This window comes from Kribbella sp. ALI-6-A, assembly GCF_001984195.1.
Classification (GTDB): domain Bacteria; phylum Actinomycetota; class Actinomycetes; order Propionibacteriales; family Kribbellaceae; genus Kribbella.
In genome coordinates this window covers 1,142,133-1,164,667 of the sequence record NZ_MTQN01000012.1, presented here as the reverse complement: position 1 = coordinate 1,164,667, position 22,535 = coordinate 1,142,133, and the positions used below count along the sequence as shown (strand labels likewise).

Annotated in this window: 23 protein-coding genes; 13 read left to right on the top strand and 10 right to left on the bottom strand. The window is 70.7% G+C overall.

All coding sequences use genetic code 11. The features are described from left to right. Window positions 1-423, top strand: coding sequence for a VOC family protein (locus BWI15_RS32035; RefSeq protein WP_077018252.1), 423 nt, complete (start codon window positions 1-3; stop codon window positions 421-423). A 4-nt stretch (window positions 424-427) separates the two neighbouring features. On the opposite strand, the gene BWI15_RS32030 is transcribed toward BWI15_RS32035, so the two are convergent. Continuing rightward, on the bottom strand, window positions 428-1,762 hold the full coding sequence (locus BWI15_RS32030) for an ATP-binding protein (RefSeq protein WP_077018251.1): 1,335 nt from the start codon (window positions 1,760-1,762) through the stop codon (window positions 428-430). Between the two features lie 144 nt (window positions 1,763-1,906). Between BWI15_RS32030 and BWI15_RS32025 the strand changes: the two genes are divergently transcribed. The 3 genes from BWI15_RS32025 to BWI15_RS32015 all read left to right on the top strand — a co-directional run bounded on the left by BWI15_RS32025 (window position 1,907) and on the right by BWI15_RS32015 (window position 4,273). Further along, the gene (locus BWI15_RS32025; protein WP_077018250.1) at window positions 1,907-2,737 is read left to right on the top strand and encodes a siderophore-interacting protein; all 831 of its coding nucleotides are present in this window, start codon (window positions 1,907-1,909) and stop codon (window positions 2,735-2,737) included. A gap of 146 nt (window positions 2,738-2,883) precedes the next feature. Next, window positions 2,884-3,567 carry a class I SAM-dependent methyltransferase gene (locus BWI15_RS32020; protein ID WP_077018249.1) on the top strand — a complete coding sequence of 228 codons (684 nt, stop codon included), beginning with the start codon at window positions 2,884-2,886 and terminating at the stop codon, window positions 3,565-3,567. Window positions 3,568-3,613: 46 nt separating this feature from the next. Beyond that, window positions 3,614-4,273, top strand: a complete 660-nt coding sequence (locus BWI15_RS32015) for an NADPH-dependent F420 reductase (protein WP_077018248.1) — start codon at window positions 3,614-3,616, stop codon at window positions 4,271-4,273. 110 nt (window positions 4,274-4,383) lie between these two features. Here BWI15_RS32015 and BWI15_RS32010 read toward each other — a convergent pair whose 3' ends face one another. Beyond that, a complete protein-coding gene (locus tag BWI15_RS32010) occupies window positions 4,384-5,103 on the bottom strand; it encodes a hypothetical protein (protein WP_077018247.1) in 720 nt (239 codons plus the stop codon). A 47-nt stretch (window positions 5,104-5,150) separates the two neighbouring features. Between BWI15_RS32010 and BWI15_RS32005 the strand changes: the two genes are divergently transcribed. The 6 genes from BWI15_RS32005 (at window position 5,151) to BWI15_RS31980 (ending at window position 11,282) form a co-directional block, all read left to right on the top strand. Next, entirely contained in the window at window positions 5,151-6,062 is a 912-nt protein-coding gene (locus tag BWI15_RS32005) for an aminoglycoside phosphotransferase family protein (RefSeq protein WP_077018246.1), read from the top strand. 15 nt (window positions 6,063-6,077) lie between these two features. Beyond that, on the top strand, window positions 6,078-6,539 hold the full coding sequence (locus BWI15_RS32000; protein WP_077018245.1) for a group II truncated hemoglobin: 462 nt from the start codon (window positions 6,078-6,080) through the stop codon (window positions 6,537-6,539). Between the two features lie 103 nt (window positions 6,540-6,642). Continuing rightward, on the top strand, window positions 6,643-7,059 hold the full coding sequence (locus BWI15_RS31995) for a hypothetical protein (protein WP_077018244.1): 417 nt from the start codon (window positions 6,643-6,645) through the stop codon (window positions 7,057-7,059). A gap of 176 nt (window positions 7,060-7,235) precedes the next feature. Continuing rightward, window positions 7,236-8,351, top strand: a complete 1,116-nt coding sequence (locus tag BWI15_RS31990; protein ID WP_083751133.1) for a quaternary amine ABC transporter ATP-binding protein — start codon at window positions 7,236-7,238, stop codon at window positions 8,349-8,351. A gap of 34 nt (window positions 8,352-8,385) precedes the next feature. Next, the gene (locus BWI15_RS31985) at window positions 8,386-10,326 is read left to right on the top strand and encodes an ABC transporter permease subunit (RefSeq protein WP_237771547.1); all 1,941 of its coding nucleotides are present in this window, start codon (window positions 8,386-8,388) and stop codon (window positions 10,324-10,326) included. Then, window positions 10,323-11,282 carry an ABC transporter substrate-binding protein gene (locus BWI15_RS31980; RefSeq protein WP_077019438.1) on the top strand — a complete coding sequence of 320 codons (960 nt, stop codon included), beginning with the start codon at window positions 10,323-10,325 and terminating at the stop codon, window positions 11,280-11,282. The genes BWI15_RS31985 and BWI15_RS31980 overlap by 4 nt, the downstream gene beginning before the upstream one ends. Before the next feature lie 9 nt (window positions 11,283-11,291). On the opposite strand, the gene BWI15_RS31975 is transcribed toward BWI15_RS31980, so the two are convergent. Then, window positions 11,292-11,561, bottom strand: a complete 270-nt coding sequence (locus BWI15_RS31975; RefSeq protein WP_077018241.1) for a hypothetical protein — start codon at window positions 11,559-11,561, stop codon at window positions 11,292-11,294. Between the two features lie 181 nt (window positions 11,562-11,742). Between BWI15_RS31975 and BWI15_RS31970 the strand changes: the two genes are divergently transcribed. After that, window positions 11,743-12,339: a ParA family protein gene (locus BWI15_RS31970; protein WP_077018240.1), complete on the top strand. Its 597-nt coding sequence runs from the start codon at window positions 11,743-11,745 to the stop codon at window positions 12,337-12,339. A 27-nt stretch (window positions 12,340-12,366) separates the two neighbouring features. Here the strand turns inward: BWI15_RS31970 and BWI15_RS31965 are convergent, their stop codons facing one another. The 5 genes from BWI15_RS31965 to BWI15_RS31945 form a co-directional block, all read right to left on the bottom strand. Continuing rightward, window positions 12,367-13,575 (bottom strand): ROK family transcriptional regulator, encoded by a 1,209-nt coding sequence (locus BWI15_RS31965; protein ID WP_077018239.1) that lies wholly within the window; start codon window positions 13,573-13,575, stop codon window positions 12,367-12,369. A gap of 78 nt (window positions 13,576-13,653) precedes the next feature. Further along, entirely contained in the window at window positions 13,654-14,562 is a 909-nt protein-coding gene (locus BWI15_RS31960; protein ID WP_077018238.1) for an oxygenase MpaB family protein, read from the bottom strand. Between the two features lie 39 nt (window positions 14,563-14,601). Further along, window positions 14,602-16,248 carry a PHP domain-containing protein gene (locus BWI15_RS31955; protein ID WP_077018237.1) on the bottom strand — a complete coding sequence of 549 codons (1,647 nt, stop codon included), beginning with the start codon at window positions 16,246-16,248 and terminating at the stop codon, window positions 14,602-14,604. A gap of 93 nt (window positions 16,249-16,341) precedes the next feature. Next, window positions 16,342-16,899: a GNAT family N-acetyltransferase gene (locus BWI15_RS31950; protein ID WP_077018236.1), complete on the bottom strand. Its 558-nt coding sequence runs from the start codon at window positions 16,897-16,899 to the stop codon at window positions 16,342-16,344. Then, the gene (locus BWI15_RS31945) at window positions 16,899-18,194 is read right to left on the bottom strand and encodes a transcriptional regulator (protein ID WP_077018235.1); all 1,296 of its coding nucleotides are present in this window, start codon (window positions 18,192-18,194) and stop codon (window positions 16,899-16,901) included. Before BWI15_RS31945 ends, BWI15_RS31950 begins: the two co-directional genes overlap by 1 nt. Window positions 18,195-18,424: 230 nt before the next feature. On the opposite strand from BWI15_RS31945, the gene BWI15_RS39615 reads away from it, so the two are divergent. Further along, window positions 18,425-18,601 carry a hypothetical protein gene (locus BWI15_RS39615; protein ID WP_168197410.1) on the top strand — a complete coding sequence of 59 codons (177 nt, stop codon included), beginning with the start codon at window positions 18,425-18,427 and terminating at the stop codon, window positions 18,599-18,601. A 486-nt stretch (window positions 18,602-19,087) separates the two neighbouring features. Here the strand turns inward: BWI15_RS39615 and BWI15_RS31935 are convergent, their stop codons facing one another. After that, window positions 19,088-20,101: a GNAT family N-acetyltransferase gene (locus BWI15_RS31935; RefSeq protein WP_077018233.1), complete on the bottom strand. Its 1,014-nt coding sequence runs from the start codon at window positions 20,099-20,101 to the stop codon at window positions 19,088-19,090. 56 nt (window positions 20,102-20,157) lie between these two features. Here BWI15_RS31935 and BWI15_RS31930 point away from each other — a divergent pair, with 56 nt between their 5' ends. Next, the gene (locus tag BWI15_RS31930; RefSeq protein WP_077018232.1) at window positions 20,158-21,033 is read left to right on the top strand and encodes a proline dehydrogenase family protein; all 876 of its coding nucleotides are present in this window, start codon (window positions 20,158-20,160) and stop codon (window positions 21,031-21,033) included. Between the two features lie 4 nt (window positions 21,034-21,037). On the opposite strand, the gene BWI15_RS31925 is transcribed toward BWI15_RS31930, so the two are convergent. Next, window positions 21,038-22,486, bottom strand: a complete 1,449-nt coding sequence (locus tag BWI15_RS31925; RefSeq protein WP_077018231.1) for an MDR family MFS transporter — start codon at window positions 22,484-22,486, stop codon at window positions 21,038-21,040. Between the last annotated feature and the right edge of the window lie 49 nt (window positions 22,487-22,535).

Genomic DNA, 22,535 nt, shown 5'->3' with positions numbered 1-22,535 from the left:
ATGACCGAAACCCTTCCTCGCTTCCACCTGGCCATGCCGGTCGACGACCTGGCCGCGGCAGCCGAGTTCTACGGCTCCGTCATCGGCTGCGACCGTGGCCGCTCCTCCGACACCTGGATCGACTGGAACCTGCGCGGCCACCAGTTCGTCACCCATCTGGCCCCCGGCCGCTCGCAGGGCATCCACAACCCGGTCGACGGCCACGACGTCCCGGTGCCGCACTTCGGGCTGATCCTGTCGATTCCGGACTTCCACGCGCTGGCCGACCGGTTCAAGGCGGCGGGCAAGACGTTCGTGATCGATCCGTACCTGCGCTTCGAGGGTCAGCCCGGTGAGCAGTGGACGATGTTCCTGCTCGACCCGGCCGGCAACGCCCTGGAGTTCAAGGCGTTCGCCGACGAGGCGCAGATCTTCGCCACCTGACCGGCTACCGGTTCACTGTGAAGGTGCTCTGACCGACCTGACGGGTGGCCGTCTGCGGACCCTCGGCGTGCCGGCCACGGGCTTGCGGGGTGATCGACGGCGCCGCCGAACCGGGCAGCGCGACGCCGGCGTGCGCGGCCGACTGGCCGACGCGGATCTCCACCCAGTCGCGCATCCCGGGGTCCGCGATGCTGATCCGGTTGCCGCTCGGGTTCTCCCGGACCAGTCCCCGCGCGACCAGCAACTGCCGCGCGGTGTCGACCTCCTGCCAGTTCCCCGGACCGGCCGCCTGGGTCTCGGCCGGCATCGACAGCCCGCGCGCACCGCGGCTCGCCGTCTTCGCCAGCAGGTCCTTCTCCGCGGCGGAGCAGGAGCTCCACTCGGCCTGGTAGACCACCCGCGACGCCGCGTTGACCTGGGCGATCGCCGCCTTGGAGACCTCCGCGGTGAGCCCGTCCGGCCGGTTCCCGATCAGCGCGACCGCCCGCTCGGACAGGTCGCGCAGCCGGCCGGGATGACCGCCCGCCGCGTGCAGCAACTCGTCGATCGCCTCCGGCTGGTGCGCGATCCCGGCCTGCCGCAACGGCTCGGTCAGGGTCGGCCGCAGCTCGTCGGACGAGAGCGGGCCGCACTCGCGGACGTCGTACCGGCTGGTGACGCCGGTGGCGACGCCGGAGTGGCCGGCGGACGCGGTCATCAGTCGCGTCATCGCCATCTCGCTGCCCGCGGCGATCAGGTAGACCCGCTGCCCGCTGCGCTCGAGGTGCGCCGACAGTTCGGTCAGCGCGGCCAGGTCGCGCTCTGACGCGACGTCCAGGTTGTCGACCATCAGCATCACCGGATGCCGTTTCTTCGCGGCCAGGTCGCCGAGCTCGGTCGCCAGTTGGTCGAGCGTCGAACCGACCCCGTCCCGCCCCGGCGCGTCCCACTGCTTCTTCGCGACCACTTGCACCGGCGCGACGCCGACCCGCACCTCCGCGCCGTTCTGCTGGCTGCGGGCCCGTTGGGTCAGGTCCTTGATCGTCTTCTTCAGCTTCCGCAGCCCGAGGAACCCGTACTGCTTTCGCAGCCCGCCGAGTTCACGAGTGGCTGCCCGGACGAACCGGTTTTCCAGCGGCTCCCGCGGTGAGGCGTCGACCCGCACACAAGGCCATCCTTGCTGCCGCGCGAGCTCTTGGGCCTTGCCGAGCTCGAGACTCTTGCCCATCCCCGGTGCGCCGGTGAACAGCACGGTGTTGCGCTCCGGCGGCCGCAGATCCAGCGAGATCGGACGCCCGGCCGCGTCGATCCGGGTGACCGGCATGGCGGGCCGCTGCGGCGTACCGAAGATCGGGTCCATACCGGCAGAATCGTCGCCGCAAGCGTGCCACCGGCAACGATCAGGTGAACAGCGGGCCGATCGCCGGTGCATCCGCGGGTGGTTGCCGGGTCGGCTATGGTGAGTTAGGTATACCTAACTCCGCCCGAGAGGAACCGTGGTCGCGTGAGCACCCCCGCCCCCCGAAGTCGCCGCGCCAAGCTCGGCGTCGTCCGCCGGACCGAGCGGATCACGCCGCACATGATCCGGGTCGTACTGAGCTGTGACGAGTTCACCGGCAACGGCAAGACCGACATGTACGTGAAGCTGCTGTTTCCCCAGCCGGGCGTCGAGTACCCGGATCCGCTGGACATGGGCGTGGTCCGCGAGCAGTTCCCGTCCGAGCAGTGGCCGACGATGCGGACCTACACCGTGCGCGCCTGGGACGAGGCGGCCCGCGAGCTGACCATCGACTTCGTCCACCACGGTGACGAGGGGACCGCCGGGCCGTGGGCCGCGAAGGCGCAGCCGGGCGACAAGCTGTGGTTCAACGGGCCGGGTGGGGGCTACGCGCCGGACGAGTCGGCCGGCTGGCACCTGCTGGTCGGTGACGAGAGCGCGTTGCCCGCGATCGGCGCCGCGGTGGAGGCACTGCCGGCCGGTGCGAAGGCGAAGGTCTTCGTCGAGGTGGAGGACGAGTCGGAGCAGCAGAAGTTCAGCGGCTCGGGCGACGTCGACGTGGTCTGGTTCCATCGCGCGGGCTCCACCGGCGGCCGCGGTGACCAGTTGGTCGAGGCGGTGACGGCGCTCGACTTCCCGTCGGACGACGTGCACGCCTTCGTGCACGGTGAGGCCGGGTTCGTGCTGCGGTTGCGGCGCTACCTGTTCACTGAGCGCGGTCTGCCGCGCGACCGGGTGTCGCTGTCCGGGTACTGGCGCCTGGGCAAGAACGAGGACGGCTGGCAGGCCGAGAAGGCCGAGATCGCCCGTCAGGAACGCGCGGCCGCCGGCGACTGAGCCGCTGTGCGGCGGTCGTCGCCGCGCGGCCCTCGTCGCCGTCCTCGCGCTCTGCCACGACCCGGCGTACGGCGTACCGCGGTCAGTCCGCCGGTCTGATCGGCGCGGGATCGAACAAAGTCCCGGCCGGCGCGCGTCGTACGGGTATGAGCGCAGCGGTGGATCCGGCCTTGTTCGACAGGTTCGCGGCGGACTACGACCGGTTCGTCGGTCTCCAGCCCGGCAAGGGCGTGACCTGGCTGCGAGGGCTCGGACTGAAAGGCGAACGCGCGATCGACGTCGGGTGCGGCTCAGGACACGCGGCCGAGGTGCTCGCGGACGACTTCCAGCAGGTGCTCGGCGTCGACCTGAGCGCGCCGATGATCGAGATCGCCCGCACGCGCCGGGCCCGGCCGAACATCGAGTACCGGGTCGGGGACGTGTTCGAGATCGGCGACGACGGGTTCGACCTGGTCTACAGCCACACGATGATGCACCACCTGCCCGACTACCGGGCCGGACTGGAGCAGCTGAAATCGCTGGTCCGGCCGGGCGGCACGGTCGCGGTGATCGACAACGTCTCCGACCGCTACCCGACGCCGCCGCGCTGGGTCTACACGGTCGGCGCCAAACTCGGGTTCCCGGCGTCGGTCCGGCGGCTCGGGCTGCGGGACGCGTGGTTCGAGCTGCGGTTCTGGCACAGCAAGCCGTGGCTGGAGCACCTGCTCAGCGACGTCTACCTCAGCCGGGCGGCGTTCCGCGCGCTGTACGTCAGCGTCTTCCCGGGTGCGCGGTACGACGATCTCGGGTTCGCGCTGGCGATGAGCTGGACCGATCAGCGCGCTGGATGATCGGCGGCCGGTCCGGTGTTGTGGTGGTTGAGAGGAGCAACTACCCATGAAGATCGGCATCATCGGAAGCGGCAACATCGGCGGCACGCTGACCCGGCGGCTGACCGCGCTCGGTCACGACGTGAAGGTGGCGAACTCGCGCGGACCGGAATCGCTGCGGGACCTGGAACAGGAGACCGGCGCGAGGGCCGTCAAGGTCGAGGAGGCGGTCCAGGACGCGGAGATCGTGGTCGTGACGATTCCGGAGAAGGCCGTCCCACAGCTGCCCGCGAACCTGTTCGCGAACGCGGCGGACGACGTCGTCGTGGTGGACACCGGCAACTACTACCCCCAGCGCGACGGCCGCATCGCCGCCATCGAGGACGACGGACTGACCGAGAGCGCCTGGGTCGCGCGGCAACTCGGCCGTCCGGTCGTGAAGGCGTTCAACAACATCCAGGCCCGGCACCTGCTCGAGAACGGTCTGCCCGCCGGCACCTCGGGCCGCATCGCACTCCCGGTCGCCGGCGACGACCCGGCAGGCAAGGCCAAGATCCTCCAGCTCGTCGACGACCTGGGCTTCGACCCGGTCGACGCCGGCCCGCTCGCCGAGTCCTGGCGCCAGCAGCCCGGTACGCCGATCTACGGCACGGACCTCACGGCGGCCGCCGCCCGCGAGGCCCTGGCCGCCGCGTCCCCGGAACGCCCGGACGAACTCCGCGGCTGACCGCCGGCCGCTGAGGCCGCCCGCCTGCTGAACCCCACCGCCGCAATCGGCGCCACCGCCCGCTCGCTGAGCTCCACCCTCACGGGCGTCCCGCACCGCCGGCCGTGGGGTCAGCTCGCGGCGTCGCCGACGCGGTGCTGGAGCAGTTGAGTGATAGTGGGGGCGAGGTTCGTGGGCAGCACCCAGTCGTCGCCCCCGGCCTGGAGGATGACGGCCGGGCCGGCGGTGTGCACCGCGGTGACAGGGATCGGGAAGCGCAGGCGCTCGGAGCCGGTCAGCGAGACCTCGTGGACACCGGTCACCTTGGTGAACGGGTAGCTGCGGCGCAGGTCCTCGGGGTTCGCGCCGCGCAGCTTGCGCGGGATGGTGTGGATGCTCACCGACTCGCTGCCGAGGACGAGCGTCGTACCCCACAGGCCACGCAGGCGGAAGGCCAGCTCGTACGGCGTACCGGCGAGCTCGGGGTCGACGGGCACCAGCAGCGTGCGTTCGGCGTACGCGGCCAGAACGACGCCGACGCCCGCGCCGATCCACCACGAGACGAGCAGGGCCAGCAGGATGAACAGCAGCCCGAAGTTGTCCGGGACGAGCGTCAGGTAGACACCGGCGATCGCGCCGAAGAGGGCGCCGGTCATCCGCCAGCGCTGGGGGCGGAAGCGTTGCCGGGTGAACAGCAAGGCCCCGAGAAGCAGCAGCGCGGCCGGCAGCACGGCCCCGGTCCAGGACGCGGTCCACAGACTGACGGCCAGTGTCAGTGCCGGGATGCCGAGGTAGATCAGCCCCACGACCAGTTGGACCTTGCGATGCCGTCGTGCCAGTTCGCCGCTCACGGGAAAACCCAAGCACACAAACCCCTGGCGACCTACTGTGCAGACCGATGGCCGACTTCGTGATCCCCCAGACCCTGCACGAGACCTACGCGGACGACGAGGACGCGCTGCGCTGGCTGCGGACTCTCCCCGAGATGGCGGCGCGCTATCTCGACCGCTGGCAGCTCACCGTCGACGGCACCCCGATGCACGGCGCCGCCTCCCTCGTCCTCCCGGTACGCCGGGCCGACGGTGTTCCCGCGATCCTCAAGCTCCAGCCGCGCAACGACGAGAACGCTGCCGAAGCCCTCGGCCTGCGGACCTGGAACGACGCCGACGTGGTCCGCGTGCTCGACGACCACGAGCCCGACGCCGCGCTCCTGCTCGAACGACTCCGGCCCCGGACCCTGAGCGCCGTCCCGGACGACGTCGAGGCCACCCGCATCCTCGCCGAGCTCCTCAGCCGCCTCGCCGTCGTCGAAGCGCCCCCGAAGCTCCGGACCCTGGCCGACATCGGCGCCGAGATGATCGACGAGGCCCCCGCGCTGATTCCGCGGCTGGCCGACCCGCACGAACAGTCCCTCGTACGCCGGTGCGTCGCGCGCCTGACCGAGTTGCTGCCCGAGTCGGGCGACCGGCTGCTGCACTGGGACTTGCACTACGACAACGTGCTCGCCGCCGACCGCGCGCCCTGGCTGGTGATCGACCCGAAGCCGCTCGCCGGCGATCCCTGCTTCGAGCTCTTCCCCGCGCTCAACAACCGCTGGGCCGACCTCGTCGCCACCGGCGACCTGCCCCGGGCGATCCGCCGCCGCTTCGCGCTGCTGACCGACACGCTGGCCCTTGACCGGGACCGGGCGGTCGGCTGGACCCTCGCCCGGATCCTGCAGAACGTGCTCTGGGACCTCGAGGGCGGCGAGCGCCGGGTCGATCCGGTCCAGGTCGCGATCGCGCAGGCCTTGCCGGATGCGCGCGATTGATTACATGATTACGTCATGACGACCCCCACGCTGTACGAGTGGGCCGGCGGCGCCGAGGCGTTCCGGCGGTTGACCGAGGTGTTCTACGACCGGGTGCTCGACGACGAGCTGCTCGCGCCCGTCTTCGCGCACATGAGCCCGCGGCACCGGGAGCACGTCGCGCTCTGGCTGGGTGAGGTCTTCGGTGGCCCGACCACCTACACCGACGAGCTCGGCGGGTATCCCGCGATGCTCGCGCACCACCTGAACCTCGGCCTGACCGAGCAGCAGCGCGCGCGGTGGGCGGCGCTCATCGCCGCCAGCGCCGATCAGGCGGGGCTGCCCGACGATCCGGAGTTCCGCTCGGCCTTCGTCGCGTACGTCGAGTGGGGCACGCGGCTCGCCCTGGCCAACTCCCAGCCCGGCGCGACCCCGCCGCCGAAGGCTCCGGTCCCGCGCTGGGGCTGGGGCGAGGCGCCGCCGTACCAGCCGGGCTGACCGGCGTTGCAGGTTCCTGCAACGTATTTGCCGGTCGGCTGCTTGCGCCGAGCGTTTCCCGCAGCGGACCCCGCCCCGAGGTCCCCCAGTGAGGAGAACGCCGATGAAGACCCGAATGCTCGCCCGCGCCGCCGCCGGCCTGGCCGCCACCGCCGCCCTGGTCACCGTCACCGCGACCAGCGCCAGCGCCGTCAACGTCAACTGGCTGTGGGAGACCAGTACCGGCAACAACATCGGCGTCGGCTCGTACACCGACACCGGCAACGTGATGCACGTCGACGACCAGGAGGTCGACGACCGCTCGGTGCTGCTGTTCGTTCGCCGGCCGGGCGCCTCGACCGGGCAGGCGTGCTGGGATCACGGCGGCGCCAGCGGCGGCGGGGTGAACTGCACGCTCGACGCGTACGCCGAGAACGTCACGCTCGAGGGCTTCCTCTGCAAGGGCGAGTGGGCCAGCAACCCGGACAACCGCCGCATCGTCAGCTGCAACTACAACCAGGTCAAGACCTTCACCAAGTGACCCGCGCCCCGGCCCGTCCGCCGTACGCCGGGGGCGGGTGGGCCGGTCGCTGTTTGGTCAGGATCCGGTGAATGTTTGCGCGGTCAGACACCCGGACCGGCGCTGCGGACTCGGGCATTCGATAAAGTCGCGGTTCACGACGAACCCGGCCGCCGGGGATGCGAGGGTGAATCACTGTGACCGCTCAGCTCGAGTACCCCGACCCACAGGAGTCAGAGGCACTGCTGTCGGTCCAGGGCCTGTGGAAGGTGTTCGGCCCGAAGGCCGGCCGCGTCCCCCGCCGTCCGGAGCTCGCCGAGCTCAACCGGGCCACCCTCTACGACCGCACCGGCTGTACGGCGGCCGTGCGCGACCTCAGCTTCGACGTCGCGCCCGGTGAGGTGTTCGTCGTGATGGGCCTGTCCGGCTCCGGCAAGTCGACGCTGGTCCGCTGCCTGACCCGGCTGGTCGAGCCGACCGCGGGCCGGCTGATCTTCGAGGGCGAGGACCTGCGGGCGGCCGACGAGAAGCGGCTGCGCACGCTGCGCCGGAGCAAGTTCTCGATGGTCTTCCAGCACTTCGGCCTGCTGCCGCACCGCAAGGTGATCGACAACGTCTCGTACGGGCTGGAGGTGCGCGGCGAGAGCAAGCCCGACCGCAAGCGCCGGGCCCAGGAAGTCATCGACCTGGTCGGCCTGTCCGGCAACGAGAACATGTACCCCGAGCAGCTGTCCGGTGGCATGCAGCAGCGGGTCGGCCTGGCGCGGGCGCTGGCAGGAGACCCCGACGTGCTGCTGTTCGACGAGCCGTTCTCCGCGCTCGACCCGCTGATCCGCCGCGAGATGCAGACCGAGGTCGTCCGGCTGCACCACGAGGTCGGCAAGACGATGGTGTTCGTCACCCACGACCTGTCCGAGGCGCTCAAGCTCGGCGACCGGATCCTGCTGATGCGCGACGGCGCCGCCGTCCAGCTCGGCACCGGCGACGAGCTGGTCGGCGCCCCGGCCGACGACTACGTGCGCGAGTTCGTCCGGGACATCCCGCGGGCCGACGTGCTCACGCTGCGCTGGATCGTCCGGCCGCCGCGCGACGGCGAGCAGCTCGACGGGCCCGAGCTCGGTCCCGACGTGCTGGTGCGCGAGGCGACGCGCCTGGTGCTGGAGTCGGACCGCCCGGTGAAGGTCGTCGCCGAAGGCCAGCTGCTCGGTGTGATCGGCGACGAGGAGATCCTTGCCGTCGTCGCGGACGCGGCTCCGTCCGGCGCGGCCTTCGCCCCGGGCCCCACCGGTTCCTCTTCCTCTCCGCAGTCCTGAAATGGCCTCCATCACCGGCTCTCTGGAGCTCCACGTGCGCAAGCCGCGGCGGATCGTGCTCGTCGGCGGCCTGCTCGTCGTCTGGCTCGCGCTCTGGTTCGTGCTGCGCGGCGTCCACACCCTGGCCCTCGGCGGGCAGGACACGACGCCGTTCCACCGCTGGCTGACCGAGCAGGCCGGCGTCGTCGGCAGCGGGAACGCGGTCTCGGACGCGATCCGGGTCGTCGTCGACCAGCTCGTCGTCCTGCTCCAGAACGGGATCGCCCAGCCGTCGTACGGGCGGCCGGTGCCGGTGATCGGGTGGCTCGGGGTGGTCGCGATCGCGGCGTTCCTGGCGTGGGCCTTCGGTAACTGGAAGGTCGCGCTGCTGACCGCCGCCGGGCTGACCTTCATCGGGATGCAGGGGCTGTGGCAGGAGAGCATGGACACGCTCTCGCTCACGATCGCGGCCGTCGTGCTCGCGCTGCTGGCCGGGATCCCGCTGGGGATCTGGGCCGGGCTGTCGGACCGGTTCTTCAAGGTCGCCACGTTGGTGCTCGACCTGATGCAGACGCTGCCGACCTTCGTGTACCTGGCGCCGCTGACGCTGTTCTTCGCGATCGGCCCGGCCGCGGCGACCATCGCCACGCTGATCTACGCCGCGCCGCCCGTCGTCCGCCTGACCGCCCACGCGATCCGCTCGGTGCCGGCCGAGAGCGTCGAAGCGGCCCGGTCGCTCGGCTCGACCCGCGCCCAGACCCTGGCCAAGGTGCTGCTGCCGATGTCGCGCAGCACGGTCGTGGTCGGCATCAACCAGACCATCATGGCCGCGCTGTCGATGGTCACCGTCGCCGCGCTGATCGACGCGCCCGGCCTCGGCCAGACCGTGCTCAAGGCGCTGCAGACGCTCGACGTCGGAGTCGCGTTCAACGCCGGCCTCGCGATCGTCGTGCTGGCGATCGTGCTCGACCGCGTGACGACCGCGGCGGGCGACCGGCCGTGGCGGACCGCGAGCGTGCGGCGCAAGGTGCTGCTCGGCGCCGGGGCGGTCGGCGTACTGGTCGCGATCTGGTTCTCCCGGACCTATCTGTGGGCCGCGGAGTTCCCGACCGGTGTGAACCTCGGCTCCCCGATCGCCGTCGCGACCGCCGACGCGACGACCTGGGTCCAGGACGTTTTCGGCGGTTTCACGTACGGCGTACGCGACGCGGTGACGCTCGGCGTGCTCAATCCGCTCGAGGCGCTGCTCACCGAGTCGCCCTGGTGGCTGGTGACCGCGGTCGTGGTCGCGCTGGCACTCGTGCTCGGGGGCTGGCGGGCCGCGCTGCCCGCCGCGGTCTGTCTGGTGCTCCTGGTCGGGACCGGGGTCTGGCACGACGCGATGGTCACGCTCGCCTCGACCCTGCTGGCCACCGTCGTGGTGGTTGCCGTTGGCATCGTTCTCGGCGTCTGGACCGGACGCAACCGCCGGGTCGACCAGTGGGTCCGGCCGGTGCTCGACGCGGGGCAGACGATGCCGCCGTTCGTGTACCTGGTGCCGTTCCTGGCCCTGTTCGGGACCAGCCGGTTCACCGCGATCGCGGCGGCGGTCGTGTTCGCCGTACCGGTAACCACGAAGATCGTGGCCGACGGCATCCGTGCGGTGCCGACGGCAACCGTCGAGGCGGCGAACTCGGTCGGCTCGAGCACCTGGCAGGTGATCAGCAAGGTCCAGCTGCCGGTGGCCCGCCGGGCGATCACGCTGGCGGTCAACCAGGGCCTGATCTACGTGCTGTCGATGGTCGTCGTCGGCGGCCTGGTCGGCGCGGGCGCCCTGGGGTACGACGTGGCGGCCGGCTTCGCGCAGAGCGAGCTGTACGGCAAGGGCCTGGCGGCCGGGCTGGCGATCGTGCTGCTCGGGGTGATGCTCGACCGGATCACCCAGGCCACGGCCCAGCGGATGACGCGGCGTACGAGGAAGTTCCGAGGAACAGTCAGAGGAGACAACCTGTGGTGACGAAGAAGCTCCGGACCGCCGGAGTGCTGAGCGCGCTGGCGCTGGCCCTGACCGCCTGTGGCGGGGCGAAGGTCGGCGAGGCGGACAAGCCGGCTGCCGGCGGTAAGGAGTGCGGCACCTTCAACCTCGCCGTCAGCCCGTGGGTCGGCTACGAGGCGAACGCCGCGGTGGTCGCCTACGTCGCGACCAAGGACCTCGGCTGCACGGTGAACAAGAAGAACCTCAAGGAAGAGATCTCCTGGCAGGGCTTCGGCACCGGTGAGGTCGACGCGGTGCTGGAGAACTGGGGTCACGAGGACCTGAAGAAGAAGTACGTCGAGCAGCAGAAGGTCGCCGTCGTGGTCGGCCCGTCGGGCAACAAGGGCGTGATCGGCTGGTACCTGCCGCCGTGGCTGGCCGCGCAGCACCCGGAGCTCAAGGACTGGAAGAACCTGAACAAGTACGCCTCGCTGTTCAAGACCTCCGAGTCCGGCGGCAAGGGCCAGCTTCTCGACGGCGACCCGTCGTTCGTCACCAACGACGAGGCCCTGGTGAAGAACCTGAAGCTGAACTTCAAGGTGGTCTACGCCGGCAGCGAGACCGCGCTGATCCAGGCGTTCCGGGACGCGGAGAAGAACAAGAAGCCGGTGATCGGCTACTTCTACGAGCCGCAGTGGTTCTTCAACGAGCTGAAGCTGGTCAAGGTCGACCTGCCGAAGTACACCCCCGGCTGCGACGCCGACCCGGCGAAGGTGGCCTGCGACTACCCGGCCTACGACCTGGACAAGATCGTGTCCAAGAAGTTCGCCGACTCCGGCAGCCCGGCGTACGAGCTGGTGAAGAACTTCAGCTGGACCAACGACGACCAGAACCAGGTCGCCAAGTACATCGCCGAGGACAAGCTGACCCCGGACGCCGCCGCCCAGAAGTGGGTCGACGCCAACCGCGCGAAGGTCGACGCCTGGCTCGGCAAGTAGTCCTGCGAACTACTCGGGTACGTCCTCCGGCAGCAGTCTCCGGAGGGCGTACTCGGTGAAGCGGGTGACGACCTCGCCGGGAACCGCGAGGTACGTCGTGGTGCTGACGACAGGAATACCCGTCGAGTCGTCGCGGAAGATCACCATCGCGAGCCCTCGTCCGGGCGCCGGCGCGACGTCTTCCAGCTCCACTCCGAGCCCGTCGCGTTTCGACACTTCGCTGAACACGGTCAACGCGTAGTACCTGCCCTCTGCGTACCACTCGTCGGTTGCTTCCACCTCAGCATCTTCCCGCCTGGTGGCGACAGGTGCGAGCGGGTTTCGCCTGCCGGTTGGACCGGTGGCCGGCCGAGCTGAAGGGCCGTTGAACCAGTTCGACGCCGTCGGCAACTATCACGACGCGATTCGGCAACGCCGACGACACGCCGGAAATCGGACGAAACCGGGTAGCGTCGGTTCCATGATCATCGTGACAGCTGCACTGAAGGGCGGGGTCGGCAAGACAACCACGTCGGTGTACCTCGCCGCGCTGGCATCGTCGAACCGCCGGACCGCCACCCTCGTCGACGCCGATCCGCAGGGTAGTGCCGCGGACTGGATCGAGACGTCGGACGACGACCACCTGGCCCGGATCGAGATCGCCGAGGCGCCGACGGAGCGGTTGCTGACCAAGGCGCTGGACAAGGTGCCACCGGAGGGCATCGGTGTGGTGGACATGCCGCCGTCGCACGAACGCCTGCTCAACAAGGCGCTGGAGCGGGCCCGGATCGTGGTCATCCCGACCCGCGTCGGCGGCGTCGAGACGCCCCGGGTGAAGGCCGTGCTCGAGCTGGTGCCGGAGGGCACGCCGGTCGGCCTGGTGATCTGCTCGGCGCGCACCTACACGCGCGCCTACCAGGAGACCATGCAGCAGTACGCCGAGGAGGACATCCCGGTCTGGGGTTCGATCCCCGAGCGCGTCTCGATCACCGCCGGCCCGACCGGCCCGCTGGCCGAGGACGGCCTGGAGTCGTACAAGAAGGTCTGGCGCAAGATCCTGGCCGCGGCCCGCAGCTGAGCCCGGCGATCGCACCACCTCTGCAGCTCAGCGCCGCAGAGGTGGTTCGCCACGCACATAAGAACGAATGACCGTGGCCGCGGCGCCGCGCGCCCAGTCGTCGAAGGTGTGCGAGCGCAGCATCAGCTGGCAGTCGCCCGCGGCACCGAACGCGTGGGCGGCGAAGGCCTCGCGCATCCGCTGCTCGTACAGGTCGTAGTCCGCGACGCCCTCGCCCGCGATCACGACCAACTCGGGCCCGACCAGGTTCACCATCGCGGCGAGCGCCGACCCGATCACGCCACCGGCCCGGTCGAACGCCTCGCGCGCGTGCTCGTCGCCAGCGTGCGCCAGCTCGATCGCGCCGGACAGATCCAGGTCCGGCTGCCCCGTCGTCTCCCGTGTCCGCGCGAGGATCGCGTCGGACGACGCGACCGTCTCCACGCATCCCCGCCGCCCACACGTGCAGACCAGCTCACCAGGGGCCAACGGCAAATGCCCGAGCTCGCCGGACACCCCGTGCGCACCGGACACCACCTCGCCGTTGATGTAGAGCCCGCACCCGACCCCGGACCCGATCGTCACCACCGCGAAGGAATCGGCGTTCACCCCGACCCCGAACCAGTGCTCCGCGACGGTCAGCGCCCGGACGTCGTTCGTCACCACGACCGGTACCTCGAGCTGCTCGGTCAGCGTGGCCGCGAGCGGCACGTCCCGCCATCCCATGAACGGCGAGTCACGCACCACTCCGTGCGCCGCGTCGACATCGCCCGACACGGCGACACCGATGCCGATCAGCGGCCCCACCAGGTTCGCCGGGTCGTCGACGATCTCCATCAGCTCGCGAATCAGGGCGACCAGCTTCTCCGTCACGGTCTCCGCCGAAGGATCCGGCAGCTGATGGTGCCGAACGGCGCGGATCCCCGCGGTGAGGTCGGTGGTCACGCCGATCAGGTCGGTCGGCGTCACCTTCACCCCGATCACCGAGACGGTGTCAGCGACGACCGTCAGCGGACTGACCGGCCGCCCGATCCCGAGCTGGCTCTCGACGGGCTCGTCCGGGCCGGCGACCGGCTGGTCGGTGACGAACCCGGCCTCGATCAGCGGCGCGACCGCCTTCGTCACCGCCGCCTGGGACAGCCCGGTCCGGCGCGCGATCTCGACCCGCGGGATCGGGCCCTGGGTGAGGATCTTGGTCAGCACCTCGACTCCGGCCGGCGTCGCCAGCGGCAGCGGTCGGTGCGGGCGTGGAGACATGAGAGCAAACTACCGGCGCGAAGGGCGTTTCAGCGCGCCGGTCGCGCGGACGTGCGCAGGAATGCGCATTCAATCCGGTCAGGCCGTAGCTTTGTCGACATTTCCCAGGATCGGTGAGGTCAGCGCCCAGCGAATCGTGCGCGTGAGCCCTTCTCCGGCTGCGCGGACCACTGTGCCTTCGGCCAGCGGCAGATAGGGCAGTCGCAACGGCCAGCGCGACCACCACGGCAGCAGGCCGATCGCAGCAGCCGTCAGTACGCCGTACGCCGGTCGCGCGGCCAACGGCACCGGCGGGTGGATCAGGATGAAGCGCGCTGCCTGCCGCGCCTCGGTGGTGCCGCGCAGCTCGGGCCGGTACCAATCCAGCATCTGCCGCAGCTCCAGCAGCGTCGTCGGTGGGTCGACGACGCCCAGTGCGCGCGCGACGCGAGCGGTGTCCTCGACGTACCCGTCCTGCTCGGCCGAGTCGAGCGGCGCCACGCCGTACTGCTGGTGGGCGGCCAGGAAGCTGTCGATCTCGGCCAGGTGCACCCACTTGAGCAGATGCGGATCACCGGCCCGGTACGGCGTACCGTCCGGGCTGGTGCCGCGGACACGCTCGTGCACCGCCTTCACCCTGGCGATCGCTTCCTCCGCGTCAGCCTCCGCGCCGTACGTGGTGATGGCGAGGAAGAAGCTGGTCCGCTGCAGCCGGCCCCACGGGTCGCCGCGGTAGCCGGAGTGCGCCGAAACGGCGGCCATCGCCAGCGGGTGCAGCGACTGGAGCAGCAGCGCGCGCAGCCCGCCGGCGAACATCGCCGCGTCGCCGTGCACCCGGCGGATCGGGCGGTCCGGCGCGAACCACCTAGGCCCGGGGGTGTTGTGGACCCGGTTCCGCTCGGCACGGGGATCCGGCCCGGCCACCTTCGTCATGATCATCCGGGCCAGGCCGTCCCTCACCGGATCGAGCAGTGCCTCTGAAAGGCTGGTCGGCAGCGTGGCGGTCATAACCCCAGTCTCCCCACCACTCCAAGCCCGCGACCATCGTCACCGGCCGACGTCGACGAAGATCGGGTTGGTGTAGAGCCAGGTGTCCAGCCACGGGTCGCCGTCGTTCACCGGGTGCTGGATCGGCCCGGACGGATCGATCGCCCGGCCCAGGTAGCCCGGACCGTTGCGGCGGCCGTCGCTGCCGCGCAGCCGCAGGTAGTGGCTGCGCTCGGCCCGGCCCAGCGGGATGTGCAGCGTGTAGGTGCCCGACTTGCGCCGTACGTCGAGCTGCTCGACCACTCTGGTGTCGGGTGCCTTCCAGCTGTCGCGGTCACGCACCGGGCCGGTCACCACGCCACGGATGACGTCCAGGTGGGCCAGGCGCGGCAGGACGCCGTGGAAGTTCGGTCTGGTCGCGCTGGTCACGGTGACGCGCAGCTCCAGGCGTTCGCCGCGCTGAGCCTTGAGCCGTCCGCCCAGAGTGACGCCGCGCTTCTTGGAGCCGGCCGTCGCTAGCCGGACGTCCAGACCGTCGACCAGCTGGCCGTGGTCCACCCAGACCCGGCCGGCACGTAGTCCGGCCATCACGTCCAGGTAGGAGTAGCGGGTGACGCCGACGTGGGTCCGGCTGAACTGGCCGGGCCAGAAGTCGCTCCCGGCCTGCGGTACGCCGGTGTCGGTCGGCGAGGGCTTCCAGCCGAGCGAGTCGAACGTCTGCCCGGGCGGGAACTCCCCGTCCTTCCACGTGTCCCAGATGGTGCGGTGGTTGTCGCTGTTCGACGTGATCGAGAACAGCCGGCCCTCGGCGAGCAGAGAGTCCCAGAGCCCGCCAACGGTCGCGGTCGCCCAGTCGAAGCCGCCGTACGTGCGGTACGCGTCGGCCGGGTAGCCGGGGTGGCTACCGGTGCCGGGTGCGTTCACATACTCGCCGCGCTGCGCGTTGGTGGCGCCGCGGTAGGCAACCCAGGCCGGTTCGGCGTCGCCCTGCGATCCGGGCGCGCCTTCCATGCCGATGCAGACGCCGGTGTCCCGCCAGGCGCGCAGCTCGTGCGGGGCGTCGATGCCGAGCCGGAGCGGATGGTTGGCGAGCACCAGGACGTCGTCGACGTACCCGCGCTTCTTCTGCTCGGCCAGCCACTGCAAGGCCTTCACCGCGTGCGCTTCGTTCTCCGCGGTGTCGGCCGAGCGGTTGGTGAGCTTGCCGTCGTACTCACGCTCGAAGGCCTGCAGCAGCGCTACGGCGTTGGGCCCCGGCGCGACCAGCACGGTGCCGTGCTCCGCGGCCGGGATGTACCACTCGAGCCCCTGGAAGATCAGCATCCGCGGGTTCTCCGCCCGCGCCTTCACCACCTCGGCCTGCTCGGCCACCGCACCCTTGTCGGCGTGCCCGAAGTTGCTGTGCTCGGTGAACGCCATCCAGTCCAGCCCGAACTGCGCTCCCCGCTGCGCCAGCTGACTGAAGTCGTACTTCGCGTCGTGGCTGTAGCGGCTGTGCACGTGGTGGTCCCCGACCAGCCAGACCAGCTCCGGGTCGCCCCCGGACACAGCCGCAGCCTCACCAGCGCCGGCAACTCCGAGCAACCCCGCCCCACCCACCAGCCCGGCTCCCCGCAGCAGCCCCCGCCGGGAAACCCCCTGCGAATCCAGCCGCTCCTCAGGCACCTCCGGATCAGCCCACTCCGGCACCTGTTGCGCTTCGGTCATCCCGCGAACCCTCCTTGTGCAGACAAGCCACTGTCAAGGAGTCCGATGACACGAACATGTGCACCAGATGAACCGTCCGGTGCCGCTGCGAGCTCAGCTCTGCTGGTCCGCCGGCGGTTTGCCCGACCACTCGTGCTCGAGGATCGAGTAGAGCAGTGAGTCGCGCCAGGCGCCGTTGGTGAAGACGTGGTGGCGGATGCGGCCTTCGTGGGTGAAGCCGAGGCGTTTGACGACGGCGACCGAGGCCAGGTTCTCCGGGCCGATCGCGGCGCTGACGCGGTGCAGGGACAGGTCGGTGAAGGCGAAGCGGAGCATCGTGCGGGCGGCGTCGGTGGCGAAGCCGCGACCCCAGTGGTCGAAACCGATCGCGTAACCGAGGTGAGCGGCCTGGACCCCGGTCGGGCCCAGCCGCGCGAAGCCGATCATCCGGTCGTCGTCCAGGCGGGTGACGGCGAACAGGTGGTCGGGGCGGTCCTCGCGGGCCGAGCGGTCGACGATCGACCTCACGGAGCGGGCGGCGCTGTCCCTGGTGTAGCTGTCGAACGACAGCCAGCTGGTGACCCGGTCGTCACCGGTGATCGCCAGGTAGTCGTCGAGATCGTCGAGCCGGACCTCGCGCAACCTGCAGCGCTCACCGATGAGCGGATCCATCAGCGCGGGAAGCTCTGAATGGGGGTCCGGGTGAACAGCTCGATCTCTTCCTGCAGCTCGCGGGCGTCGTCGGCGCGACCGGACTGCCGCAGGGCCTGGTGGACCCGGCGGGCCGAGTGCACCACGCCGTTGATCCGGCGCTCGGCCGGCAGACCCAGGACCGGGGCGATCGCGTCGGCGGCGCCGTCCAGCTCACCGCTCGCGATCCGGGTGATCGCCATCGCGGCGTGGCTGCCGGCGGCGTCGCCGAAGGCCCACTCCGGGTGCGACTGGTCGGTGTAGGCGTCCACGGCCTGGTTGGAGTACCGCTCGGCGGTCTCCATCTCCCCGGGCAGCCAGGCGAGCGCGTCGGCGGCGTAGTACAGCTGGCGGTTGCGCCCGAAGGTGCACAGGCCGCCCATCTCGTCGAGCTCGTCGTTGCGGACCGAGTTCCACGCGTTCTCCGCGCGCTCCAGGGCGGCGCGGGTGGCGTCGGAGTTGCCGAGCGCGGCCCAGGCGCGGGCCTCGCTGACCGGCAGCCAGACGCTGGTGGTGCTGTTGGCCTGCTCGGCGTAGCCGGCACCGAGCTGGGCGTACCGGACGGAGTCGTGCGGGTTGCCGGCCCAGTACGAGACCAGGGACTGCAGGCCGCGGACCCAGGCGCGCAGGCCGTGGTGGTCGGCGTTGTCGGCGCACAGGAACGCCGTCCGGGCCTGGGTCAGCGCGGCGTGCGGGTTGCCCAGGTCGTGCGAGGCCTTGGCCAGCAGGCCGCCGGTGACGCCACCGAGGAAGTACAGCTGCCGCAGGTGTTCCGGACGCTGCCGGCTCTCCAGCAACGCGAAGACCAGGTCCTGGGTCTCGACCAGCTGGCCGAGGATCTCCGGCAGCGGACGCTGCGGGTAGGCCTTCGCGACGTGACGCACGTCGTCGTACACCTGTTCCATGGCCTCGCTCCCGAGACCGGTCTGGGCCGCGAGGGCGAACGCCCGCGCACGGCTGGCAGCCATGTCGAGTACCTCCATCTCATTCCCTGTCGTGATCCGTCCACTCGCGGCAGGTGCCGGCACCACCTGGGCAGCCTGCTCGGGGACGTACGGGGCGAGGAGTTCCTCGACCGGCTTGCCGAACATGCGTTGCAGGGTGCGCCGGGTCTGAGGAGTGGTCCCTGCGCGCTCGCCCGATGCGAGGCGCCGCAGGTGCCGCTCGGTGATGGTTCCACCCAGCTCGACGAACTCGGCGACGATCTCGGAGTAGGTCTGGTTCCGGCGCTGGATCAGGTGCGCCAGGACCGTTCTTGGCGCATACCTACCCGCCATCGTTCCTCCCGTTCACGTCAGATCAGACGTTGTCTCGACTGATGCCCCACGACAAGGTGCAGTCACCCAGATGTCCGCGAGAGGTCCTGAAGAGGTCCGGCAAAGGTCCGCCTCAGGTCCTAGAGCGGTCACGCTCGGGTTGTGCACCATTACTGCCATGACAACCAGTAAGTCCAACTGGTTGCAAGGCCTGAGAGTTACGGGGTGAGCAAGTAGTGACAGTCGCGGAGATGACGTCGAGGCAGCACCGCCGCCGGGTGCGGGTCTGGTTCGGCGAGCACGTGATCGCGCAGTACGTCGCGGAAGCGCCGCTGGCAGCGCGGTACGAGCAGGCCATGAAGAGGCGGTTCGCCGGCCTTCGGGTCACCAACGACCTCCTCGGGCCGCAGGACGGTACGGACAGCTGATCTTGCTCGGGTCCTCCTCAGACCCGAGCGGCTGCGCCTGGAGTCTCCTCACGTCCAGGAGCAGTGCACCGAAAGGTCCGGGACACTCCTCAGTCCCCGGACACAACCCAGGTGCGGTCCGGAGCACTCCTCAGCTCCGGACCGCACCGCCCACCAGCCCGGCTGGGCAGGCGGTTGAATCCCTGTGTCGCCGCCGCCCAGCCGTTCCAACCACTCCTGACCGACACCTCGGGTCAGGAGCTGGGGTCAGTGCCCCACGCCGGGGATCGGGCGGATTTGTCGACAGAAGACCTCCGGCGCGGGACACCGACGGCTCGTGAACCTCACCATGAGCCGTCCCCCAGGTGGCCCGCTCCGCTGTGTGACCGCCGCGCCTGGGCGGTCACACAGCGGAGCTGTTTTGCGTCCGGACCCGAAGAACCCGCAGGTCAGAGCGTTTCAGGTCCGCTTCCGGTCCGGTTGTCGCCGGTCCGGACCTTCGCTGTCTCAGTCGCGCCCGGCGGGCTGCTGGTAGACCGCGAAAGCCGCGTCCGGCCGTACGCCGGTGCCGCCCTCGACCAGCCCCTCGGCGGTGATCTCGCCGGCGTACGTCATGCCCAGCCGTTCCATCACCGCTCGCGAGGCCCGGTTGTGCCGCTCGGTGTAGGCCACGACCGCCCGGGCGCCCAGCGTCCCGAAGGCGAAATCCAGCCCGGCCGAGCCGATTTCGGTCGCATAGCCCTTTCCGCGGGCCGTCGTCAGTAGCGCCCACCCCAGTTCCAGCCGGTCCGCCGCCCACTCCGGTCCGACCAGGGCGGCGATCTGCTCGGCGGTCCCCGAAGCGCCCATGCGAGACAGCCCACCGCGCCCGACGAGCGCGCCGCCAACCCGCTCGTACGCCATCCACTTGCTCACCCCGTCGCGCTCCCACGCCTCCTGCATCGTGGTCGCGCGCGTCACCGCCTGCTCGGCCGACAACGTCTCGGCGTACCACTCGGCAACCCACGGGTCCGCGTGCAACCGCTCGAGGTCCGCCGCATGTCCGGTCAGCGCCGGTCCAGGTCCCCGCACCGGCTCCAGCCGCAGCCGCTCGGTCAGCCGAATCCGTACGGCGTGCGCCACGATGTCCCGCAGCCTCCGGTCCCCGTCGGTCCGGCCGACCATCAGCAGCTCGACGTCGTCCGGCCCGACCCAGGCGCTCGCGTCGTGCTTGCCCTCCTCCAGCCGCGGCGCGGACAGGTCACCGTCGACCGCGACGAGGAAGTCCAGCTCCCGCCGTACGCGCCCCTCGTACTCCCACTCCCAGTCGGCCACCGGCGCCAGCACCTCGCGCACGGTCCACCCGGTCTCCTCCTCGACCTCGCGCGCCAGCGCCTCAACAGGCGTCTCCCCGGCCTCGAGGTGCCCACCGACGATGTCCCAGATCCCCGGCAGCAACCGCCGCTGAGCCGTCCGCCGGTGCACGTACACCCGCTGCCCGGCGTCGCGGATCAACGCCCCGACACAATCCACCTCGCGCATGCCCCCAACCTAGAGCGAAGCCCGGCGGTGACCTGCCCGCGCGGCAGACTCGGCGGATGCGAGCGGACCGGGCGATCCTCTTCAAGCTGGCGACCAACGAGCGATTCGAGCAGCTGGTGAAGGCGCTGCCGGGCGGCGAACAGGGCGCCTACCGCGCCGCCTCCCGGTACGTCGCCGGCCGGACCCGCGACGAGGCCTTGTCCAGAGCTGCCCAAGCACTCAGTCAGGGCCACGGCGTCAGCATCGACCTCTTCGGCGAGCTCTCCACCAGTACGACGGAAGCCCGCCGCGTCGCCGACGACTACCTCGAGCTGGTCGAGCGGCTCCCCGCACCGCCGGCCGACGTCTGGCTCTCGGTCGACCTCTCCCACTTCGCCCTCGACGTCGACCCCACCGGCGCCGCCGATCTGCTCGCCGAGATCGCCGCCGCTCTGCCGCCCGGCCGCCGGATCCAGGTCGGCGCCGAGGACGCGACCCGGACCGACAAGGTCCTCGGCTGCGTCCGAGATGTCGCCGCCCGCGGACTGGCCGACCGCCTGGGTGCAACCCTCCAGGCCAATCTCCTGCGCTCTCCGGCCGACGCCGACACCCTGATCGAAGCCGGCGTGCACATCCGCCTGGTCAAGGGCGCGTACGTCGAGCCCCGCGGCGCCCACCCGTACGGCGAACCCACCGACGTCGCCTTCCTCCGCCTGGCCCACCAGCTGGCGGCGGCCGGCACACCCTGGTCCCTGGCCACCCACGACGGACGCCTGCGCGAAGCCGTCCTGCTCAGCACCGGCCAGGTCTCCGTCGAGCAGCTCCTCGGCGTACGCCCGGAGGCCCTCGACGACCTCCACACCCGAGGCGTACCGACGCGTGTCTACCTGCCCTACGGCCCCGACTGGTTCCGCTACTGGCTCCGCCGCATCGCCGAGTCCCGAGGCGCCTGACCGGTCAGTCGCGCGGCTTCTCCTCCACCCGGTTGGGCATGAACACCACCGCGACGACCAGCAGTACGGCCGCGCCTGCCGCGCCCAGGTACACGTCGTGGATCGCGGGAGCCAGTACGTCGCCCGACAGGTGCTCCAGGTCCCCGTGGCTGCCGCCGAGCCGGGAGGCCACCACGGCGTTCGCGACCGCGCCGAACGCCGCGACCCCGACCGCGCTGCCCACCGACCGGGCGAACATGTTGGCGCCCGTCACCACCCCACGACTGCGCCAGTCCACCGACGACTGCGCCGCGACCACGCCCGGCGACGCCGCGAAGCCGAGCCCGAGGCCGATCACGAAGCAGGCCAGCGCCAGGTAGAGCACCGAGCTGTCCGACGACACCGTCAGCAGCAACCCCGACCCGATCACCACGATCACCGCGCCGAGCAGCATCGTCGTCCGGAAGCCGACGCGCAGGTAGACCTTGCCGGCCAGCGACGCGGCGATCGGCCAGCCGAGCGTCATCGCCGCCAGCGCGAACCCGGCGACCAGCGCGCTCGTCCCGAGCACACCCTGGGCGTACAGCGGCACGTAGGTGGACAGCCCGACCATCAGTACGCCGATCAGCAGCGCCGACGAGTTCGCCGAGTTCAGCACCCGGTGACCGAGCACCCACAGCGGCAGCACCGGCTCCGGCGCCCGCCGCTCGACCAGCACGAACGCGGCGAGCAGCACCACCGACACCGCCAGGATCACGATGCTCGCGACGGAGTCCCAGGACCACATCACGCCGCCCTCGAGCAGCCCGAGCAGCAGCAGCGAGCCGCCGACCGCGAGCAGGATCGTGCCCCAGTAGTCGATCTGCGGCTTGTCACCCCGGACGACGTTCTCCTTGAAGCGCCGGACCAGGACCCAGGCCGCGGCCAGGCCGAGTGGGATGTTCACGAAGAAGATCCAGCGCCACGAGATGTAGTCGGCGAAAACGCCACCGAGCGCGGGGCCGACGAACGACGAGATGCCCCAGACGCTGGCGATGTAGCCCTGCACCCGGGCGCGCTCGGCGACCGAGTAGATGTCGCCGATGATCGTCATCCCGATCGGCTGGATCGCCCCGGCGCCGAGGCCCTGGATCAGCCGGAACGCGATCAGCGCCGGCATGCTCCAGGCGACGCCGCACAGCACCGAGCCGAGCACGAACAGGCCCACGCCGAGCAGCATGATCGGCTTGCGCCCGCGCAGGTCGGCCAGCTTGCCGTAGATCGGGACCGAGATCGCCTGGGCCAGCAGGTAGATCGAGAACAGCCACGGGAACTGGGTGAACCCGCCGAGATCCTCGACGACGGCCGGTACGGCGGTGGCCAGGATGGTGGCGTCGATCGCGACCAGGCCGACGCTGAGCATCACCGACAGCAGGATGGGACCGCGTTCGGACCGAAGCCCGACGGCCGCCCGGTCGGTCTGCTCAGTAGTCATGACATAAGCAACCTAACTGAACGAACAACTTTTTCACGACGGCGGAACC

Coding starts and splice junctions, on each gene's coding strand:
- BWI15_RS31960 (WP_077018238.1), bottom strand. CDS start 14,562: ATGACCGCCACGCTGCCGACCAGCCTTTCAGAGGCACTGCTCGATCCG.
- BWI15_RS31945 (WP_077018235.1), bottom strand. CDS start 18,194: ATGGCGGGTAGGTATGCGCCAAGAACGGTCCTGGCGCACCTGATCCAG.
- BWI15_RS39615 (WP_168197410.1), top strand. CDS start 18,425: ATGACGTCGAGGCAGCACCGCCGCCGGGTGCGGGTCTGGTTCGGCGAG.
- BWI15_RS32000 (WP_077018245.1), top strand. CDS start 6,078: ATGACGACCCCCACGCTGTACGAGTGGGCCGGCGGCGCCGAGGCGTTC.
- BWI15_RS31965 (WP_077018239.1), bottom strand. CDS start 13,575: ATGTCTCCACGCCCGCACCGACCGCTGCCGCTGGCGACGCCGGCCGGA.
- BWI15_RS31930 (WP_077018232.1), top strand. CDS start 20,158: ATGCGAGCGGACCGGGCGATCCTCTTCAAGCTGGCGACCAACGAGCGA.
- BWI15_RS31935 (WP_077018233.1), bottom strand. CDS start 20,101: ATGCGCGAGGTGGATTGTGTCGGGGCGTTGATCCGCGACGCCGGGCAG.
- BWI15_RS32030 (WP_077018251.1), bottom strand. CDS start 1,762: ATGGACCCGATCTTCGGTACGCCGCAGCGGCCCGCCATGCCGGTCACC.
- BWI15_RS32035 (WP_077018252.1), top strand. CDS start 1: ATGACCGAAACCCTTCCTCGCTTCCACCTGGCCATGCCGGTCGACGAC.
- BWI15_RS31950 (WP_077018236.1), bottom strand. CDS start 16,899: ATGGATCCGCTCATCGGTGAGCGCTGCAGGTTGCGCGAGGTCCGGCTC.
- BWI15_RS32020 (WP_077018249.1), top strand. CDS start 2,884: ATGAGCGCAGCGGTGGATCCGGCCTTGTTCGACAGGTTCGCGGCGGAC.
- BWI15_RS32005 (WP_077018246.1), top strand. CDS start 5,151: ATGGCCGACTTCGTGATCCCCCAGACCCTGCACGAGACCTACGCGGAC.
- BWI15_RS31970 (WP_077018240.1), top strand. CDS start 11,743: ATGATCATCGTGACAGCTGCACTGAAGGGCGGGGTCGGCAAGACAACC.
- BWI15_RS31995 (WP_077018244.1), top strand. CDS start 6,643: ATGAAGACCCGAATGCTCGCCCGCGCCGCCGCCGGCCTGGCCGCCACC.
- BWI15_RS32015 (WP_077018248.1), top strand. CDS start 3,614: ATGAAGATCGGCATCATCGGAAGCGGCAACATCGGCGGCACGCTGACC.
- BWI15_RS31925 (WP_077018231.1), bottom strand. CDS start 22,486: ATGACTACTGAGCAGACCGACCGGGCGGCCGTCGGGCTTCGGTCCGAA.
- BWI15_RS31955 (WP_077018237.1), bottom strand. CDS start 16,248: ATGACCGAAGCGCAACAGGTGCCGGAGTGGGCTGATCCGGAGGTGCCT.